Annotated in this window: 22 protein-coding genes; 14 read left to right on the top strand and 8 right to left on the bottom strand. The window is 71.4% G+C overall.

Translation table 11 applies throughout. The annotated features are described in order from the left end of the window. Window positions 1-5: 5 nt before the first annotated feature. Entirely contained in the window at window positions 6-632 is a 627-nt protein-coding gene (locus ACTIE5_RS28065) for a helix-turn-helix domain-containing protein (RefSeq protein WP_439553041.1), read from the bottom strand. Window positions 633-670: 38 nt separating this feature from the next. Between ACTIE5_RS28065 and ACTIE5_RS28060 the strand changes: the two genes are divergently transcribed. Both ACTIE5_RS28060 and ACTIE5_RS28055 read left to right on the top strand, forming a co-directional pair. Beyond that, window positions 671-1,213, top strand: coding sequence for a GNAT family N-acetyltransferase (locus tag ACTIE5_RS28060; protein ID WP_439553040.1), 543 nt, complete (start codon window positions 671-673; stop codon window positions 1,211-1,213). Further along, on the top strand, window positions 1,210-1,431 hold the full coding sequence (locus ACTIE5_RS28055) for a hypothetical protein (protein WP_439553039.1): 222 nt from the start codon (window positions 1,210-1,212) through the stop codon (window positions 1,429-1,431). Before ACTIE5_RS28060 ends, ACTIE5_RS28055 begins: the two co-directional genes overlap by 4 nt. Before the next feature lie 26 nt (window positions 1,432-1,457). Here the strand turns inward: ACTIE5_RS28055 and ACTIE5_RS28050 are convergent, their stop codons facing one another. The 3 genes from ACTIE5_RS28050 to ACTIE5_RS28040 all read right to left on the bottom strand — a co-directional run bounded on the left by ACTIE5_RS28050 (window position 1,458) and on the right by ACTIE5_RS28040 (window position 3,596). Beyond that, window positions 1,458-1,982, bottom strand: coding sequence for a hypothetical protein (locus ACTIE5_RS28050; protein WP_439553038.1), 525 nt, complete (start codon window positions 1,980-1,982; stop codon window positions 1,458-1,460). Window positions 1,983-2,048: 66 nt separating this feature from the next. After that, a complete protein-coding gene (locus ACTIE5_RS28045) occupies window positions 2,049-2,603 on the bottom strand; it encodes a bactofilin family protein (protein WP_439553037.1) in 555 nt (184 codons plus the stop codon). 309 nt (window positions 2,604-2,912) lie between these two features. Further along, window positions 2,913-3,596, bottom strand: a complete 684-nt coding sequence (locus ACTIE5_RS28040) for an EI24 domain-containing protein (RefSeq protein WP_439553036.1) — start codon at window positions 3,594-3,596, stop codon at window positions 2,913-2,915. A gap of 85 nt (window positions 3,597-3,681) precedes the next feature. Here ACTIE5_RS28040 and ACTIE5_RS28035 point away from each other — a divergent pair, with 85 nt between their 5' ends. The 9 genes from ACTIE5_RS28035 to ACTIE5_RS27995 all read left to right on the top strand — a co-directional run bounded on the left by ACTIE5_RS28035 (window position 3,682) and on the right by ACTIE5_RS27995 (window position 11,327). After that, window positions 3,682-4,668, top strand: coding sequence for an adenosine kinase (locus ACTIE5_RS28035; protein WP_439553035.1), 987 nt, complete (start codon window positions 3,682-3,684; stop codon window positions 4,666-4,668). 62 nt (window positions 4,669-4,730) lie between these two features. Then, window positions 4,731-5,351 carry a hypothetical protein gene (locus ACTIE5_RS28030; RefSeq protein WP_439553034.1) on the top strand — a complete coding sequence of 207 codons (621 nt, stop codon included), beginning with the start codon at window positions 4,731-4,733 and terminating at the stop codon, window positions 5,349-5,351. A 195-nt stretch (window positions 5,352-5,546) separates the two neighbouring features. Further along, on the top strand, window positions 5,547-7,376 hold the full coding sequence (gene typA / locus ACTIE5_RS28025) for a translational GTPase TypA (protein WP_439553033.1): 1,830 nt from the start codon (window positions 5,547-5,549) through the stop codon (window positions 7,374-7,376). 207 nt (window positions 7,377-7,583) lie between these two features. Then, window positions 7,584-7,961 (top strand): hypothetical protein, encoded by a 378-nt coding sequence (locus ACTIE5_RS28020; RefSeq protein WP_439553032.1) that lies wholly within the window; start codon window positions 7,584-7,586, stop codon window positions 7,959-7,961. A gap of 58 nt (window positions 7,962-8,019) precedes the next feature. Further along, a complete protein-coding gene (locus ACTIE5_RS28015) occupies window positions 8,020-8,397 on the top strand; it encodes a hypothetical protein (protein ID WP_439553031.1) in 378 nt (125 codons plus the stop codon). A 47-nt stretch (window positions 8,398-8,444) separates the two neighbouring features. Further along, window positions 8,445-8,867, top strand: coding sequence for a cytidine deaminase (locus ACTIE5_RS28010; protein WP_439553030.1), 423 nt, complete (start codon window positions 8,445-8,447; stop codon window positions 8,865-8,867). Window positions 8,868-9,155: 288 nt separating this feature from the next. Beyond that, window positions 9,156-9,617, top strand: a complete 462-nt coding sequence (locus tag ACTIE5_RS28005) for a hypothetical protein (protein WP_439553029.1) — start codon at window positions 9,156-9,158, stop codon at window positions 9,615-9,617. Window positions 9,618-9,669: 52 nt separating this feature from the next. Next, window positions 9,670-10,983 carry an AmpG family muropeptide MFS transporter gene (locus tag ACTIE5_RS28000; RefSeq protein WP_439553028.1) on the top strand — a complete coding sequence of 438 codons (1,314 nt, stop codon included), beginning with the start codon at window positions 9,670-9,672 and terminating at the stop codon, window positions 10,981-10,983. Beyond that, entirely contained in the window at window positions 10,980-11,327 is a 348-nt protein-coding gene (locus tag ACTIE5_RS27995; protein WP_439553027.1) for a DMT family protein, read from the top strand. Before ACTIE5_RS28000 ends, ACTIE5_RS27995 begins: the two co-directional genes overlap by 4 nt. Here the strand turns inward: ACTIE5_RS27995 and ACTIE5_RS27990 are convergent. Together ACTIE5_RS27990 and ACTIE5_RS27985 are read right to left on the bottom strand one after the other, a co-directional pair. Next, on the bottom strand, window positions 11,324-11,947 hold the full coding sequence (locus ACTIE5_RS27990) for a Maf family protein (RefSeq protein WP_439553026.1): 624 nt from the start codon (window positions 11,945-11,947) through the stop codon (window positions 11,324-11,326). The genes ACTIE5_RS27995 and ACTIE5_RS27990 overlap by 4 nt on opposite strands. Beyond that, window positions 11,944-12,837, bottom strand: coding sequence for a pyruvate, water dikinase regulatory protein (locus ACTIE5_RS27985; RefSeq protein ID WP_439553025.1), 894 nt, complete (start codon window positions 12,835-12,837; stop codon window positions 11,944-11,946). Before ACTIE5_RS27985 ends, ACTIE5_RS27990 begins: the two co-directional genes overlap by 4 nt. Window positions 12,838-13,215: 378 nt before the next feature. Between ACTIE5_RS27985 and hemE the strand changes: the two genes are divergently transcribed. Continuing rightward, window positions 13,216-14,283: a uroporphyrinogen decarboxylase gene (hemE, locus tag ACTIE5_RS27980; protein ID WP_439553024.1), complete on the top strand. Its 1,068-nt coding sequence runs from the start codon at window positions 13,216-13,218 to the stop codon at window positions 14,281-14,283. On the opposite strand, the gene mltA is transcribed toward hemE, so the two are convergent. Together mltA and ACTIE5_RS27970 are read right to left on the bottom strand one after the other, a co-directional pair. Then, window positions 14,272-15,432, bottom strand: a complete 1,161-nt coding sequence (gene mltA, locus ACTIE5_RS27975) for a murein transglycosylase A (protein ID WP_439553023.1) — start codon at window positions 15,430-15,432, stop codon at window positions 14,272-14,274. The two genes, hemE and mltA, sit on opposite strands and share 12 nt — an antisense overlap. Window position 15,433: 1 nt before the next feature. Then, window positions 15,434-16,117: a Tim44/TimA family putative adaptor protein gene (locus ACTIE5_RS27970; RefSeq protein ID WP_439553022.1), complete on the bottom strand. Its 684-nt coding sequence runs from the start codon at window positions 16,115-16,117 to the stop codon at window positions 15,434-15,436. Between the two features lie 144 nt (window positions 16,118-16,261). Between ACTIE5_RS27970 and ACTIE5_RS27965 the strand changes: the two genes are divergently transcribed. Both ACTIE5_RS27965 and secB read left to right on the top strand, forming a co-directional pair. Next, entirely contained in the window at window positions 16,262-16,819 is a 558-nt protein-coding gene (locus ACTIE5_RS27965; RefSeq protein WP_439553021.1) for a histidine phosphatase family protein, read from the top strand. A 457-nt stretch (window positions 16,820-17,276) separates the two neighbouring features. Continuing rightward, window positions 17,277-17,747, top strand: a complete 471-nt coding sequence (secB, locus tag ACTIE5_RS27960) for a protein-export chaperone SecB (RefSeq protein ID WP_439553020.1) — start codon at window positions 17,277-17,279, stop codon at window positions 17,745-17,747. The last annotated feature ends 9 nt before the right edge of the window (window positions 17,748-17,756 follow it).

Below are 17,756 nucleotides of genomic sequence, written 5' to 3'. Positions count from 1 at the left end.
AAGCCTCAGCGCCGCGCCAGCGCCACGACGTAGAGGCAGGGCTGCGTGGCGGAGGGGTTTTCGTAGGCGCAATCCGCCGGCGGGCCGAGCGCCAGGCAATCCCCTGGCTCCAGCCGGTGCGTCACGCGCCCTTCATGGAACAGCAGCGTGCCCTCCAGCAGCCAGATGCATTGGCCGCGCAGCAGGGTGTAGGATTCGGCGGGGTAGGGCACCCGCGCGCCGGGCGGCAGTTCCACCCGCACCAGTTCCGGCTCCGCGCCCGGCGGCGAAACCTGCCGGCGGAGATAGCCCGTGCCGGGGTCGCGCCACCGGGCCTGGTCCGCCGCCCGCGCCACCACGCCGCCGGCGGGCGTTGCCTCCGCCCGCGCCAGCAGGGCCGACAGCGTCAGGCCGAAGGGGCCGGACAGCCGCCCCAGCAGCGCCGCCGTCGGGCTCGCCTCCGCACGCTCCACCTTGCTGATCATGGCGCGGGAGACGCCGGACCTGGCGGCCAGCTCCGCGATCGACCAGCCCCGCGCCTCCCTTTCCATGCGCAGCCGTTCCGCCAGGCGGCGGGCGGGTTCATCCGGTTGCTGCTCCGCAGCGGGTTCCGGTTGCTGCGGTGCGGCAGAGTCATCTTGCATGGTGGACATGCGTCCATCATAGTTTCTTCCGTCTCGCGGAGCCAGCCATGAACAGCGATGCCCCTCCCGCCCTTCGCCTGCGCCGCCTGGATGGCGCGGAAGCCGCCGCCCTGGCGCCCGCGCTGGCGGAGGTTCTGGTGGATTGCGTGGCGGGCGGGGCTTCCGTGAGTTTCATGCACCCGCTGGACCCCACCCGGGCGCTGGCCTTCTGGCGTGGCGTGGCGGAAGGCGTCGCCGCCGGGGATCGGGCGCTGTTCGTGGCCGAGGAAGAGGGCCTGGTCCTCGGCACCGTGCAACTCCTGCTCGGCATGCCGGAGAACCAGCCGCATCGCGCGGAGATCGCCAAGATGCTGGTCCGCCGCAGCGCCCGCGGCCGCGGCATCGGCTCTGCCCTGATGCGGGCGGCGGAAGCGCTGGCCGTGGACAACGGCCGCAGCCTGCTGGTGCTGGACACGGCGGAGGGCGGAGAGGGGGAGCGCCTGTATCGCCGCCTCGGCTGGGTCGCGGTCGGCACCATCCCCCGCTACGCCCTGCACCCCGATGGCCGCCCCTGCGGCAGCACGTTCTTCTACCGCGACCTCGCCGCGTGACCCTGCCGCCCGGCATCGGCCACAATGGCGGCCCGCCGCTGGAGGAGGAGCCGGACCCCGGCGGCGGCCGGCTGTTCCTGTGGAAGCGCGCGCACCGCAAGGCCTGGAAGACACCCCCGCCCGAGATCGCGCTGCGCCGCCTGGCGCGGGCCGAGGAGTTGGGAATGAGCTACAAGGACTACACGCTGGAGATCATGGAGCGCGGCAAGTACCTGTAGGGATCAGGCCACCCGGCGCGGAGCGCTCAGGCGCCGGCCCGGGCTTCCTCGGTCATCGGCGCCCCGTTCGGGCGCAGCATGGCGCCGCGGGCGATGTCGCGCAGGCAGGCGGCTTCGCCCCGCCGGGCGGTGCCGACCGCGCGGGCGGCGGCATGGGCGACACGCAGCGAGGGGCGCGGCCCTTCCTCCCGGTACAGGATCACATCCAGGTGGCATTGCGGCGCCTGGTAATGCCAGATCTCGGCATTGCCCTCGCTGCGCCGCAGACGGGGCTCACCGAGCCACTGTGTCACGGTCTCGGGCGCCTGGCCGACCAGCTGGCCCGCCAGCGTCGGCACGCTGCCGGGCGGTGCCGGCCGCGCGACGGGGGGCGCCACCGTCGCGGGTTCCGTGCCTTCCCCGCCCGCGCCGGCCGGGCGCGGCGCGATGCCGGCCAGGCTGGCCTGGTGGGTGGCCAGCGCTTCCTGCAACACCTGCGCGGTGTCGGATGGGCCCTGCGCCACGCAGGCCGCCAGCGGCAGCAGCAGAAGGGGAAGGAAGCGTCGCATCATGCCAGGCATCAGCCGGGGGCATCAGCCGGGGCGGGGGGATGAACCCGCCGCCCCGGGCCAAGGGCCTCAGCCCTCGGCGTAGGCGCGGGGCGCCGGGCCGGGGGGAACCTGGGTGTCGCCCAGCATTTCCATGCGGCCGGAGATCTGGCCGCCATCCTCGACCATCAGGCGGCGGCAGCGCGCCACGCCGATGACGCGGCCGGTGCCGCGGATGACCAGCTGGCCGCGCGCGGTCAGCGTGCCGTCGAAGGTGCCGGCGATCTCGGCGTCCTCGACCTGGACCTCACCCTTGAAGACGCCGGTCTGGCTGATGGACAGCTCGGTCGCCTGGATCATCTGGCTCTCGACCGTACCTTCGACCACCAGGCGCTCGGCATCCGCCACCGTGCCCTGCAGGCTGATGCCACGGCCGACGACCAGCGTGCGGCGATCGGGGCCGCCCGGGCGCGGCGTCGGCATGGTCGGCGCGCCGGGCTGGCCGCCCGGCATGCCACCACCCATCCCGCCGCCCATGGACCCACCCATCTGGGGCGGCCGCGGCGGGATCGCCGTGCCGGCGGGGGGCGTCGGGCCGCCGGGCATGGACGGGGTGGGGGAAGGGGGCTTCGGCGCGAGGCTCATGGAGGATGCATCCCTGGAGGGTCGGAACGGAGGTGCGCCCAGATCGGGGTCGCGGGTGGTCGGCACGGTGGCGGGCTGGGGGTCGGATGGTTCCGCGGCCGGCTTCTCGTCGCGGCGGCGGCCAAAGACATTCATGATCGTCCCCCTTCAAGTCCCGGCTTCAATATTGGCGGCGTCCCCACCGCATCAGGCTGCCCCGATCCGGTCGCCGGGCGCTTCCCCGCCATGCCCATGCTCAGCATCCGGCTAACACGCGGGGACGCGCGGAGACAACGGCGGCAAGCCCTTGTCCCGCATTTGTCCACAGACTCATCCCCGGGAATCCGCTGGTTTCGTGGCCGCATCGGTCCGGTGCAGGAGATGCGTCATGGCCGCGGTGCCGAGTACCGGCACCAGCAGGTTGAGCAGCGGCACCGCCGCCATCGCCGCGAGCGCGCCGCCCAGCGTCCAGATGGCGCCGCGGCGCCGGCGGCGCAGCGCCTCCGCCGCCGCGCGGTCCATCCGGCGCAGCGCCACGCCCTCGAACAACCCCTCCCCCAGCCCGATCGCGGCAACGAGCCAAAGGCCGAGGGTGCCGATCATCGGCAGCAGCAGGGATAGCGGCAGCAGGATCAGCGTGAGGCCCGCCATCTTCGCCGCCAGCACGAGGCCGGCCCAGGCCTGGCTGGTGGTGGCGCCGCCGGTCGCGGCGGGCAGGCCAGGGTAGTGCCGCCGCTCCACCGCCGCCGCCACGCCATCCAGGAACAGGCCGGAGACCGCCAGAAGCAGGGGCACGAACAGCCACCAGGCCGCGAAGACCACCAGCACGCCCCCGGCCGCCGCGGCCACGCCCGCGAACCAGCCGGTGCCCGCCGCGATTTCCCCCAGGGCCCAGGAGGCCAGCACGCCGATGGCCAGCAGCCCCGCCAACGCGCCCGCCGCCCCCAGCAGCACCGGCTTGCGGAAGGCGGGGTCGAACAACTGGCGAAACGCCAGAACCAGGGCATTGACCATGCGTCGGGACTAGCGGCGCCGCGCCCCTTCCGGCAACTTCCGGCCGCCTTTCCTCCCCTGACGCCTGCGCGAGGTCCCCCGCCCCATGCCCAACGCCCCCCTGCCCACGCTCGACCTCCTCGGCATCGGCAACGCCATCGTCGATGTCCAGGCCCGGGCGGAGGATGCCTTCCTCACCGCCCATGGCATGCCGAAGGGCGGCATGGCGCTGATCGACGCCGCGACGGCGGAGGCGATCTACGCTGCCATGGGCCCGGGCGTCGAAAGCTCCGGCGGCTCCGCCGGCAATACCTGCGCGGTGGCCGCGGCGCTCGGCGCCCGGGTCGGCTACCTCGGCAAGGTCGCCGATGACGGGTTGGGGAAGGTCTTCGCCCATGACATCCGCGCCGCCGGCGTCCGCTTCCCGACCGCGCCGCTGACGGGCGGCGCACCGACCGCGCGCTGCCTCATCCTGGTGTCCCCCGACGGGCAGCGGACGATGAACACCTTCCTCGGCGCCTGCGTCACCTTCGGGCCGGACGATGTGGATGAGGCCGAGGTCGCCTCCGCCGCCATCACCTACCTCGAGGGCTATCTGTTCGACCCGCCCGCCGCGCAGGAGGCGTTTCGCAAGGCCGCCCGGGCGGCGCATGCCGCCGGCCGGAAGATCGCCCTGACGCTGTCGGACGCCTTCTGCGTCGGCCGCCACCGGGCAGCCTTCCGCGAATTCGTGAAGGCGGAGACCGACATCCTTTTCGCCAATGAGGCCGAGCTGCTCTCCCTATACGAGACCGAGGATTTCGACGCCGCCATCGCGATGCTGCGGCAGGAGGTGGCGCTGGCCGCCGTGACCCGCAGCGAGAAGGGCAGCGTCGTCATCGCGGGGGCGGAGCGCTGGGATGTCGCCGCCGTGCCGACGACGGTGGTGGACACCACCGGCGCCGGCGATGCCTATGCCGCCGGCTTCCTGGCCGGGCTTGCGCATGGCAAGGCCCTGCCGGAATGCGGCCGCTGGGGCAGCGTGGCGGCCGCGGAGGCCATCAGCCATTTCGGCGCCCGCCCGCAGGCTGATTTGAAGGCGCTGGTGGGCTGACGGAACCGGCCGGGCGGGCGGGGGTTCTCCGCGGCGGGTGAACAACCCGCCGGAGAACCGCCATGCCTGCCCGCCTGCCGATCCTGCTCGCTTTCCTGCTGGTCCTGCCGACGCAGAGCCCGGCGCAGGACGGCACCGGCGCCGCCATCTCCGCCGGCCGCCCCGCGCCGCGCGCCGTGCCACGCGCGCCCTCGCTGGCGGAGAGCATCGACGACCCCGCCACCCTGCTGCGCCTGGCGGGCCAGACGCTGGGCGCCGGCCGGGCCCGGGAGGCGCTGGACCTGCTGGAGCGCGCCGAGGCCAGGCTGCTGACGCGGTCCGAACTGGCCAGCCGGGCTGACCAGCCCCGGCAGGGCGGCGCGGTCGGGCAGATCGCCGCGGCGCGTGCCGCGCTGGCGGCCCGGGACCGCGCTGCGGCGACAACCCATATCGACCAGGCCCTGGCCTGGCTGGACGGCGACCCCGTTCCGGCGCCGGTCCGGGAGGCGCCGACCGCCTATACGCCACTGACAGAACCCCCCTTGGCCCAGCGCCCGATGCCACTGCCTGGCATCGCGCCGCAGGACATGCCGGTCGGCGGCACCGCCAGCCCGCCGGTGCCGATCGGGCCGGATGCCGACTACCCCCGCGCGCCCGCCAGTCCGGGCGACATCCCGCCCAGTTCCGCCAAGGCGCCGGGCTGAAAACGCGGCCGTGACCAGAACGCAGGGCTGCCGCCCGGTCTCGGGGCGCGGTTCTTGCTCGCTTTTTCTGTCGCAGCCGCTTATGTGTGCGCCGCATCAAGCCAAAGGGCCCGCTTTGCGCCTGTGATGACCGCCGTCCGGTGGTTCGTCGCGGGTCGCCTGGGTTCGGCCCGAACCGGAAGTCGGACTGTACCCATGGAACTGCGCAACGTCGCGATCATCGCTCACGTCGACCACGGCAAGACGACGCTCGTCGACAACCTCCTCAAGCAGGCTGGCGCGTTTCGGGCGAACCAGGTGGTGGCCGAACGGGCCATGGACCGGAACGACCTGGAACGCGAACGCGGCATCACCATCCTGGCCAAGTCCACGGCCGTGGAATGGAAGGGCGTGAAGATCAACATCGTGGACACGCCCGGCCACGCCGATTTCGGCGGCGAGGTGGAGCGCATCCTCTCCATGGTCGATGGTGCGATCGTGCTGTGCGACGCGGCCGAGGGCCCGCTGCCCCAGACCAAGTTCGTGCTGACCAAGGCGCTGGCCCGCGGCCTGAAGCCCATCGTCGTCATCAACAAGGTGGACCGCCAGGACGCCCGCGCGGACGAGGTCCACAACGAGGTGTTCGACCTTTTCGCCGCGCTCGGCGCGACGGATGAGCAGCTGGACTTCCACACCATGTTCGCCTCCGGCCGCCAGGGCTGGGCCGACATGACGATGGACGGCCCGCGCAAGGATCTGGGTCCGATGTTCGACCTGATCCTGTCCCATGTTCCGCCGCCCAAGGTGGATTTGGAGAAGCCCTTCGCCATGAACGCGGCGATCCTGGAGGCCGACAACTTCCTCGGCCGCATCCTGACCGGCCGCGTTGAGCAGGGCATCGCCCGCCTCAACATGCCCGTGAAGGTGCTGCGCCAGGATGGCAGCCAGGTCGAGACCGGCCGCCTGACCAAGCTGATGACCTTCTCCGGCCTCGATCGCGTGCCGGTGGATGAGGTCTATGCCGGTGACATCATCGCCATCGCCGGCCTGTCCGACGCCACCATCCCCGACACCATCTGCTCCCCCGAGGTGACGGAACCGCTGCCCGCCATCCCGGTGGACCCGCCGACGCTGGCCATGACCTTCCGCATCAATGACGGCCCGCTCGGTGGCCGCGAGGGCAAGAAGGTCACCTCCCGCCAGATCCGCGATCGCCTGTTCAAGGAGACCGAGGGCAACGTCGCCATCAAGGTGAAGGTGTCCGAGGAAGTCGATGCCTTCGAGGTCGCCGGCCGCGGCGAACTCCAGCTCGGCGTTCTCATCGAGCAGATGCGCCGCGAGGGCTTCGAACTGACCATCGGCCGCCCCCGCGTGCTGACCCAGATCAACCCGGAGACCGGCGAGCGCGAGGAGCCCTTCGAGGAAGTGCTCGTCGACGTGGATGAGGGCTATTCGGGCGTGGTGGTCGAGAAGATCAGCATCCGCAAGGGCGTGATGCAGGACATGCGGCCCTCCGGCGGCGGCAAGACCCGCATCACCTTCGAAATGCCCTCGCGCGGCCTGATCGGCTACCACGGCGAGTTCATGACGGACACGCGCGGCACCGGGCTGATGAACCGCATCTTCCTGGGCTACCGCCCCTGGGTCGGCGTCATTCCCGGCCGGCGCAACGGCTCGCTCATCTCCTCCGAGCCCGGCGAGGCCATCCAGTACGCGCTGTTCTACCTGCAGGAGCGCGGGACGCTGTTCGTCGACCCCGGCGTGAAGGTCTATGAGGGCATGATCCTCGGCGAGCATTCGCGCGAGAACGACCTCGACGTGAATCCGATCAAGGAAAAGAAGCTCACCAACATCCGCGCCGCCGGCAAGGACGAGGCACTGCTGCTGACGCCGCCGCGGCGGATGAGCCTGGAGCAGGCCATCGCCTATATCGAGGATGACGAGCTGGTGGAGGTGACGCCCGCCGCCATCCGCCTGCGCAAGCGCTACCTCGACCCGCATGAGCGCAAGAAGCACGCGCGCCGCGCGGAGAGCGAGGCGGCGTAAGCCGGCCCCGCACCAGGCCAGACAAGGCCCAGACAAGGCGAGGATCCCCCCGGGGTCCTCGCCTTTTTTCATGCCGCCATAGGATCTGCGCCATAGGATCTGGCGAAGCCGGTGATCGAAGCTGGCTCTTGGCCGTCGTGACGCCCCGCGGATTAGGTTCCACGGCGAGGAGGCCCGATGCGCGGGCCCGCCGCAGGAGCGACGATCATGACCTGGCTTGCCACAGCGCGCCGCGCCCGCACCCCCCGCCCTGCCCTTCGCGCGCCCGCAGAACCCGTGGAGCCGCCCCATGCCAGCCACCGCTGCTATCCCGATGACGGGGATGAGGTGGTGCATGGCGGGCACGGGATCGATGTCCTCAACCTTCCCTCCCTGACCGCCGCCGGGCTGATCGGCGCGCTGCGCCTGGCCGGGCGGGGGGAGGAGCCGCGCCCGGGGCTTTCCATCCTGATTGGTACCGATGGCGCGATCATCTTCCCGGACGAGGCCGGGCGGGAGGAAGCCGTCAGCGGCACCATCGACGTCGAAGGCCGGCGCCTGCGCTTCTTCGGCATCAGGCGCATCGAGTTCCGGGCGGAGGCGTGAGGCAAGGCATCCGCGGCGCCCGCCTTGCGTTGCAGCCCCGGTCCCCCGGAGCCGAGCGATGCGCCCCGATCTGCCGCTTCTCGCAACCCTGCTGGTCCTGGCCGCCTGCGCGCAGCCGGCGCCGCCGCTCGATGCCACGGGGCTGACGGAGGCCGAGCTGGTCCAGCGCCTCGGCGTGCCGGTCGGCAGCCATGAGGCCGAGGGCAGGCGCTTCCTGACCTTCGACCAGCAGGGTGCATCAGCGCCGTCCGTCAGCCCCTCCATCGGCTTCGGCGTCGGGGGCTTCGGGGGCGGCTGGGGCGGTGGCACCGCCTTCGGGACGGGGATCGGGCTGGGCTTCGGCGGCGGCAGCGCGCCGCGGACCTGCACCAGCACCTTCGAATTGCGGGAAGGCCGCGTGGTGGGTGCGACGCGGCAGGGGCCCGGTTGTGGTTGACGGGTTGCGGTTGACGGGTGGGCCCCGCCTCCGCTCCCATCCCGCGAATGGACCTGATCGATGACGACGCCCTGATGGCGAAGGCCGAGGCCGCGCGCGGCTTCGCGCATGCCCCCTATTCCCGCTTCCGCGTCGGCGCCGCGCTGCTGGCCGATGGGGGCGCGGTGATCACGGGCTGCAATGTGGAGAATGCCAGCTATGGCGCCACGATCTGCGCGGAACGCACCGCAGTGGTGGCGGCGGTCGCGGCGGGGCACCGGCGCTTCACGGCCATCGCCATCGCGGGCCCCGCGGGCATCGCGCTCGGCCCCTGCGGGATGTGCCGCCAGGTGCTGTCCGAATTCGCCCCGGATGGGGCGCTGCGCGTGCTGACGCGCGATGCCGCCGGCGCGATCCGCGCCACGACCATCGGCCAGTTGCTGCCCGCGGCCTTCGGCGCGACAGACCTTGCAGGCTCGACACCGGAGTAGGGCGGGGGGGGGCGCCCGCGGCGCACCGCCGGAGGAGGTCCGGTTTGGGGGGGTGCAGCGCGCCGCGGGCGGCCAGTCCGCAGGGTGGGGGGCACCCGCTGGACCTGATGGAATGCTACACGGACGGGGGGTGCATCCCAAGGATATTCGACCGGCGCGCTGCGCGGGGGAAACGCTCCACCCATGCCGCAGGCGCACGGCGGCATCAAGCCGGGTTTCATCCACAGCCGTTTGCGAAACGGACCGCTTCTGCGCCACTATCAACCCAGGCGATGATACGGGACCCGCATGCACACGCGAGACCAGGACCAGGCAGGACCGGACCGGCCCAGCCAGGACGAGGCCCCGAAGGCGACCCAGAAGGAGTCCCAGAAGGAGACCCTGGTGGCCGACAAGCCGCATCGGCTGCGCATCGATGCGCGTGGCCGGGTCCTGCTGCCGCCGCCGCTGCGCGCCGCCACCGGGCTGCTGCCCAACCAGCCCCTGCTCGTGGTGCTGCAGGATGACGAGTTGCACGTCTCCCTGGCCGGGGCGGAGAAGCCCGAGGGCAATATCCGCCTGCCGACGCTGGACCTGAAGGGAAGGCTGACCCTGCCCGGGCCGCTGCGCGGCACGCTCGGCCTGGTGCCCGGCGGCACGGTGCTGATGCAGCCCATGCCGCCCGGGATGCGGCTGGTCACGCCCGCCCGGCTGCTCGGCCGGTTGCGGGAGGCGCGGGAATCCCTGACGAGGCACCTCGAGGGCAGCTGAACCGCTTCACGGGGGCTGGCGGCGCGGGCCGGGGCGAGGCGAGGATGCGGCCATGACCCTTCCCCGTTCCCGCTTTCTCAGCGCCCCCTTGTTCCGGGCCCCCTTGTTCCGGGCCCCCTTGTTCCGGGACCGGCGCTTCCTCCTCATGCTCGCCCTCGGCTTCTCGGCCGGGCTGCCGCTGCCGCTCGCGGCGGGGCAGGTGCTGCGGCAATGGTTCACGGAAAGCGGCATGTCGCTTTCCGCCATCGGGCTGACGGCCTTCATCGGCCTGGCCTATGCCAACAAGTTCCTCTGGTCCCCCTTCTTCGACGCGGTGCGGCCGCCGCTGCTCGGCCGCCGGCGGGGCTGGCTGATCCTGCTGCAAGGCGCGCTGATGGCCGCGATCGCCGGCATCGGCCTGACCAACCCGGCCGGGGGGGCGGAGCTGACGGTGGCGCTGGCCGTGCTGGTCGCCTTCCTCTCCGCCAGCCAGGACATCGTCATCGATGCCTGGCGGATCGAGATGCTGGGCGAGGATGACGAACGCCAGGCCTATGGGCTGGCCGCCTATGTCTGGGGCTACCGCCTGGCCCTGCTGGCGAGTGGCGCGGGCACGCTGCTGCTGGTGGCGCATATCGGCTGGTCCGGCGCCTATCTGTACGCTGCGGCGCTGATGCTGGTGGGCGTCGCCGCCACCCTGGCGGGGCGGGAAGGCGTGGCGCCGCCGGTTGTGCCGATGGACTGGGGGCAGCGGATCCGGTCCACCGTCATCGACCCCTTCGTCGATTTCATGGGCCGCCGCTACTGGCTGGCGATCCTGGCCTTCATCGCGCTGTTCAAGCTGGGAGAGGCGCTGGCCAGCCTGCCCCTGACGTTCTTCTACCGGTCGGAGGGTTTCACGCGGGAGGACCTGGCGACCGTCGGCACCGTGTTCGGGCTGGTCGCCACGCTGGCCGGCGCCCTGGCCGGCAGCTGGCTGATCGGGCGCATCGGTGTCGGGCGGGCACTGATCCTGACCGGCGTGACGCAGATGCTGTCCAACCTGATGTATCTGGCCCTGGTCGGCGGCGGGCGGGACATCCCGATGCTCTTCGCCCAGGTGGGGATCGAGAACTTCACGGATGGCCTGGCCGACGCGGCCTTCCTCACCTACCTCTCGGGCCTCGTGAACCGCAGCTTCAGCGCCACGCAATACGCGCTGCTGTCGTCGCTGGCGGCGGTGCCGCTGCGCAGCATCGGCGCCTCCGCCGGCGTTCTGGCGCAGCAATTGGGGTGGTCGCAGTTCTTCATCCTGACGACGGTCGCGGCCCTGCCCGCCATGGCGGTGATGCTGTTTCTCCTGTGGCGGTTGCCGCCGCCGGCCCGGCCGAAGGAGGTCATCGCATGAGCGCCCTCTGGCTGACGCCCATCCTGCTGGTCTTCTCCAATGTAGTGATGATCTTCGCCTGGTACGGCCACCTGAAGGCGCCGTCATGGCCGCTATGGGTCGCGATCCTGGTGAGCTGGGGGATCGCCTTCTTCGAGTATTGCCTGGCCGTGCCGGCCAATCGCTGGGGCTATGGCACCTTCACCGGCCAGCAGCTGAAGGTGATGCAGGAGGTGATCACCCTGGCCGTCTTCGCCGTCTTCAGCGTGACCTTCCTGGGCGAGGCCATCCGCTGGAATTTCGTGGCCGCCGGGCTCTGCCTGGTGGCGGCGGTGGTCTTCATCTTCCTGCCCGTCGGCGATTAGGCCGCCAGCACCGCGTGCTGCCGCAGGAAGCGCAGCAGCGGCAGCAAAGGCAGGCCGAGGATGGCGCTGTGCTCGCCCTCGATCCGGTTGAAGAGCTGGATGCCCGGCCCCTCCACCCGATAGGCGCCGACGCTGGAACAGAGGATCTCCCCCTCCAGCGCCAGGTAATCCTCGATGAACTGATCGGAGACGTCGCGCATGGTCAGCCGCGGCGTGGAGACATCCTGCCAGATGCGCTCCCCGCCCCGCCAGGCGACGGTCGCCGTCACCAGTTCATGCCGCAGGCCGCGGAGGGTGCGGAGGTGCTGGCGCGCGCCATCCAGCCCCACGGGCTTGTCGAACCAGTGGACCTTGCCGTCGATGATGCAGGTCAGCAGCTGGTCGCCGCCGATCACAAGCGCCTCCGGCCGCCGCGCCGCGATGCGCATCGCCTTGGCATCGGCCAGCATGAGGGCGGCCTCGGCGGGGGGGATGCCCTCGGCCTGGGCGGATTCCTTGATGGCGCCTTCATCCACCGCGGCGGCGATCGCCTCGAACCGCAGGCCCGCCCCTTCCAGCATGGCGCGGCGGCTGGCGGAGGAACTGGCCAGGACCAGCGCGGGCGTCTCGGACTGGATCACGCGCCGGCCTTCAGGATGCCGGCGGCCGGGTCCTCCGGCTGGGGCGGCGCGGCGGCGCGGCCGCGGCGGGCGTGCCAGGCTTCCATCAGCTGCAGGACGGTCGCGGCGGTTTCCTCGATGGAGCGCCGGGTCACGTCGATCACCGGCCAGCCATGGGTGGTGCAGAGGCGCCGTGCGGCCTGGATCTCGGCCTTCACCGCCTCATGGTCCACGTAATCCGTGGTGTCGTGGTGCACGCCATGGGCGCCGATCAGCTTCAGGCGGTGGCGCCTGATTTCGATGAGCGCATTGGTCTCGATGTGCAGGCCGACCACGGGGCAGGGGGCGGTCTCCAGCTCCGGCGGCAGGGGGGCGCCCGGCACCAGGGGGACATTGGCGGCCTTGATGCCGCGATTGGCCAGGTAGAAGCAGGTCGGCGTCTTGGAGGAACGGGATACGCCGACGATGCAGACATCGGCCTCCGCGATGCCCGCCGTGCCCTGGCCGTCATCATGCGCCAGCACGTAGTGCATGGCGTCGATCCGGCGGAAATAGTCGGCATCCATCACATGCTGGGCGCCGCGCTTCTCCCGCGCACGCTCCCCCAGCGCGTTCTGCAGCAATTCCATCACCGGCTCGAGCGGCGAGAGGCATTCCAGGTGCAGGCGCCGGCAATGCTCCTCCAGCGCCAGGCGAAGGCTGCGATCCACCAGGGTAAAGAGCACCGGGCCGGGTTCGGATTCGATGCCATCCAGCACGCGGTCAAGCTGGAGGCGGGAGCGGATGAGGGACCAGCGGTGGTGGACCACATGCGGGTCGTCGAAGCGGGACAGCGTGGCGCGGGCGATGGAGTTCAGCGTCTCCCCCGTGCTGTCCGAGACCAGGTGCAGGTTCGTCGAGCGGATCGGCATGCGGTTCCGTGCCTGGACCCGGTGAAGGGGCCTGAGGAGAAAAGCGGGGATAACGGGGATGGCGGGGAAAACCCCGGCCGGTCAAGCCCGAAGCGGGGGCGAGTGGGGAGAACCGCGCATCCCGCGGTACACGGGGGGAATCCCCGAGGGTCCCTCATGCCGGTGGGGATCGTCCGGATTGCCGAACTCCGACAAGGACTTGGCCATTGAAGCTCACGTGGACAGCGCTGTGGATGAAAGCGGCGGGACCGGTAATCCACATCGTCCACACCCCCCTACACCTACCCCTACATCTAAGGATTCTTTCTTCTTGTCTTGATGGGTCGCCGTAAGCCGCGCCATCGGGCAGGATGCGGGCATGGATCGAGGGAGGCTGGGTTGACGGTTGAGGCGGGAGCGGCGACGGGCGAGAACAAGCCCCTGCTGCGGGCAGTGTCCGGCGAAGCGGTGTGGCCGCCGCCGATGTGGCTGATGCGCCAGGCTGGGCGCTACCTGCCGGAATACCGGGAGGTGCGCGCCAAGGCCGGCGGCTTCATCAACCTCTGCACCACGCCGGAGATGGCGGCGGAGGTCACGCTGCAGCCCATCCGCCGCTACGGCATGGACGGCGCCATCCTGTTCTCCGACATCCTGATGGTGCCCTGGGCCATGGGCCAGGGGCTGCGCTTTGCGGAAGGGGAGGGGCCGGTCCTGGACCCGATCCGGGACAGCGCCGGTGTCGCCGCCCTCGAACTGGACAAGGTGCGCGAACGCGCCGCGCCGATCTTCGAGACGGTGCGCCTGACCCGCGCGGCGCTCGACCAGCATGCAAACAAGGTCACGCTCATCGGCTTCGCCGGCAGCCCCTTCACGGTGGCCTGCTACATGGTGGAGGGGCATGGGTCGAAGGATTTCCACACCGCCCGCGGCATGGCCTTCAACGACCCGGCCCTGTTCGGCCGGCTGATCCGCACCCTGGTCGATGCCACCATCGACTACCTGCTGGCGCAGGCGGAGGCGGGGGCCGAGGTGCTGATGCTGTTCGACAGCTGGGCCGGCATGCTGCCCCCCAGCCAGTTCCGCCGCTGGGTGATCGAACCCACCGCGACCATCGTGCGGGCGCTGAAGAAGGCGCATCCCTCCATCCCCATCATCGGCTTCCCGCGCCTGGCGGGGCCGCTGATCGGCGAATACGCGCAGCGCACGGGCGTGAACACGGTGGCGATGGACACCGCCATGGACCCGCGCTTCGCGGCCACCGCGGTGCCGGCCAATGTCGGGCTGCAGGGCAACCTCGATCCGCTGGCGCTGATCGCCGGCGGCGCGGCGCTGGAGGCGGAGGCGAGGCAGATCATGGCGGCGATGCGCGGCCGGCCCTTCGTGTTCAACCTGGGCCACGGGATCGAGAAGATCACGCCGCCGGAGAACGTCGCCCAGCTGGTCCGTATCGTGCGTTCAGGGGGGTGAAGCGGGCGGCAGCAGGACAAACAGGCGGGCGGGGTCGCGCATCGGCCCCGCAGCCTCGGCCGCCGCATCGCCCCAGCCCGTGAAGAAATCGGCCCGCGCGGCGCCGCGGATGGCGCCGCCGGTATCCTGCGCCACCGCCAGCCGCTCCACACCCTGTCCCGAGACCCAGACGGGCGTCCCCAGCGGCGTCTGGGTGCGATCCACGGCGATGGACCGCCCGGGCGTCAGGGGGGCGCCCAGGGCGCCGAGAGGGCCCTTCCCGGGCGCCAGGCCGGCCAGTTCGCGGAAGAAGATGTAGCTGGGGTTGCGGGCCATCAGGGCAGCAGCCTCCCCGGGCGGGGTGGCGCGCAGCCAGTCCCGGATCGCCTGCATGGACATGGCCTCCCGGCTCACGGCGCCGCTCTCGATCAGGAAGCGGCCGATGGCGACATAGGCGTGGCCGTTCTGGGCGGCATAGCCCAGGCGCAGCACCCGGCCATCGGGCAAGGCGACGCGGCCGGAGCCCTGGATGTGCAGGAAGAAGGCATCCACCGGGTCCACCCAGGCCAGTTCCAGGCCCTGCCCGGCCAAGGCGCCGCCGGCGATGGCGGCCCGGTCGGGGAAGGGATGCAGCCTGCCCTCCCTCACAAGCCCGGCCGTGCGGCGGCCGCGGAGGTCGGGCGCGAAGGCGCCGAGATCGACCTCCACCAGCGCCGGCGGGCGTGCCAGCAGCGGCGTGGACAACGTGGGCGTTGGCACCGGGCTGCCGCGGAGCTCGGGCTCGAAATAGCCGGTCAGCGTGCCCTCCCCCACCGCCCAGGGGGTGAAGTGGCGCGTCAGGAAGGCGCGGGCCGCCTGTTCATCATCCGGCGGAAGGGAAGCGGCGGCGGCGCAGGCGGGGGCGAAATCCCTGGCATCGCGCGCCAGCGGGCCATCGCCACCCAAGGCGCGATCCGCGGGCATGCGGGCGATGACGGCGCAGCTTTCGCGGAAGGCGGGGATGGCCTGCGCCACGCGGTCGGACTGCCAGCCGGGCAGGTCCGTGAAGGGGACGGGATGCGGGAAGGGCTGGGTGCAGGCGGCGAGCGCCAGGGACAGGGCGACCAGGGAAGGCGCTGCCTTCCCCGGAACCCTACCGCCAGGGGGGAGACCCCCCTGGACCGTCGTCAACTTAGACGCTTTGCGTCGCAACCAGGCGCCAGGTGGGGTCGGGGTTCTTCAGGTCGCGCTGGAAGGTCCAGACATCGGTCAGCTCCGTCACCGCCTCCGCCCCGGCGGCGATGCTGCCATCCCGCGCGGTGGTCAGGTTCACCTGGTCGCTGACGAAGCGGACGGTGACATCGGCGACGGTGCCGCGCAGATCGGCGGCCTCGATCGCCATGTCCTGCATGGCGCGGACCTCGCTGCGCTGGGTCTCGCCCTCACCCTCGCGGCGGGTGATCTCACCCTCGAACCCCGCATAGGTGTCGTCGGAGAGCAGGGCGCGCAGCGTCTGGCGATCGCCGCGGGCGAAGGCGTCCACGATCATGCGGAAGGCACCCTCCGCCCCCGCCAGGAAGGCATTCGGCTCGAAGCCCGGATCGACGCCGCGGATGCGCATCAGCGCCTGGCCCACGGGGCTGCGCGGATCGGGGACGGAGACGCGGGCCTGGCTCGCGGTGGAAACCGTCGCGGGCGGCAGCTGCGGCTGGTCATTGTCCACGGGGCGCGGGCCGCGCGGGTCATAGCCCTTGCCGTCTTCCCGCGGCGGCCGTTCGAAGCCGGTGCGGCGGCCCAGGACGCTGCGCAGGCGCAGGACCAGGAAGGCCGCGATCATGGCGAACAGGATCAGATCGACAGGAAAGCCGCCGGACATTGCCAACTCCTCATTCTTCACTCACTTAAGGCCGGCCAGGGCCACCCGCAACGCCCCATGGCCGGTTTGGCCGCGATTGCGCCGCGTATCGGCCCCCGCTATCGCCGCCCCACCGCCCAAGCCGCCAACCGGGAGCCGCCGCCCATGATCCTGCTCCGCCACGGCCAGAGCGAATTCAACCTGCATTTCAGCGCGACCCGCCGCGACCCCGGCATCCAGGACCCCCGCCTGACCCCCCTCGGCCATGAACAGGCGGAGCAGGCGGCGGAGGCCCTGGCAGGTGAAGGTATCACGCGGATCATTGCTTCCCCCTATACGCGGGCGCTGCAGACGGCGGCGCCGCTGGCGAAGCGGCTGGGCCTTTCGGTGCTGGTCAATTCGCTGGTGCGCGAACGCTACGCCTTCACCTGCGACATCGGCAGCCCCGCCACCGCGCTGCGGGCGGAATGGCCGACCCTCGACCTGGCCCATATCGAGGAAGTGTGGTGGCCGGCGGTGGAGGAACCCGCGGACCAGGTGCTGGCGCGGGCCGCGCTGTTCCGGGGTGAGATGTCGGCCCTGCCGGATTGGCGGACCACGGTGGTGGTGGCCCATTGGGGCTTCATCCTGGCGATGACGGGCCAGAGCGTCGGCAACGGCACCTGGCGGCGCGTCGATCCGACCGAGCCCGCGCTGACCGAGGTCAGCTGGAAGCACCACTGAAGGCCCTTTTAGCGCCTTGAGCACCTCAATAGTTGAGGGCCGGCCTGGGCGATTTCCGCAAGCCACTGATCGCGAAGGATTTCTGCGCGATCGCTAAAGGGCGTTTAGCCCTTTTAGCACCTTTAGCACCCATTTCGCGGCGTGCTGACGCGGTGGGGGTGGTGGCTTCAGGAACATAACGGGAATAGACTCGGGAAAGCCAGTGTCTTGGGGAGGGTGCGGCCTTGATTCCGGGGGAACGCCGTTCCCCCGGACCCCCTTGCCAGGGGGGAGACCCCCCTGGACCATCATCAGACCAAAAACCTCCCGGTGCAGGGTCCGGTTGGACCCTGCCGGGGGGTGCAGGGGGGCAGCGCCCCCCTGCGGGCAACCACAGGTGCGGGGGGACAGCGCCCCCGACTGGCCGCGCCCCCTCGCCCGTGCTAGCCGGGCGGCCACCGCACCAGACGGAATGCCCATGTCAGACCAGACCGCCAACCCGAACGGCACCATGCCGATCCAGCTCAACATCCAGTACACCAAGGACCTCTCCTTCGAGGTACCTGGCGCGCCGGAGATCTTCGTCTCCCTCAAGGAACAGCCGCGGGTCGACCTGGCGCTCGACGTCCAGGCCCGGCCGGTCGAATCCGGCGGCAATGTCTATGAGGTCTCCCTGCAGATCCGCGCCGACGCGAAGGTTGGGGAGACACCCTGCTTCATCGCCGAACTCGCCTATTGCGGCGTCTTCACCATCAACGTGCCACAGGAACACCTGGAGCCCGTGCTGCTGGTGGAATGCCCGCGCCTGCTCTTCCCCTTCGCCCGCAACATCCTGGCGGATGTGACGCGCGACGGCGGCTTCCCGCCGGTGCTGCTGGCGCCGATCGACTTCGTCGCGCTGTGGCAGAGCCGCCGCGGCCCGAACGCCCAGCAGGTCGGCACGGCCTGATCCGGTGCC

It is taken from the genome of Falsiroseomonas sp. (genome assembly GCF_051859025.1).
GTDB lineage: Bacteria > Pseudomonadota > Alphaproteobacteria > Acetobacterales > Acetobacteraceae > Falsiroseomonas.
The sequence above is the reverse complement of the archived record's forward strand: the minus strand, read 5'-3'. Positions and strand labels throughout refer to the sequence as shown.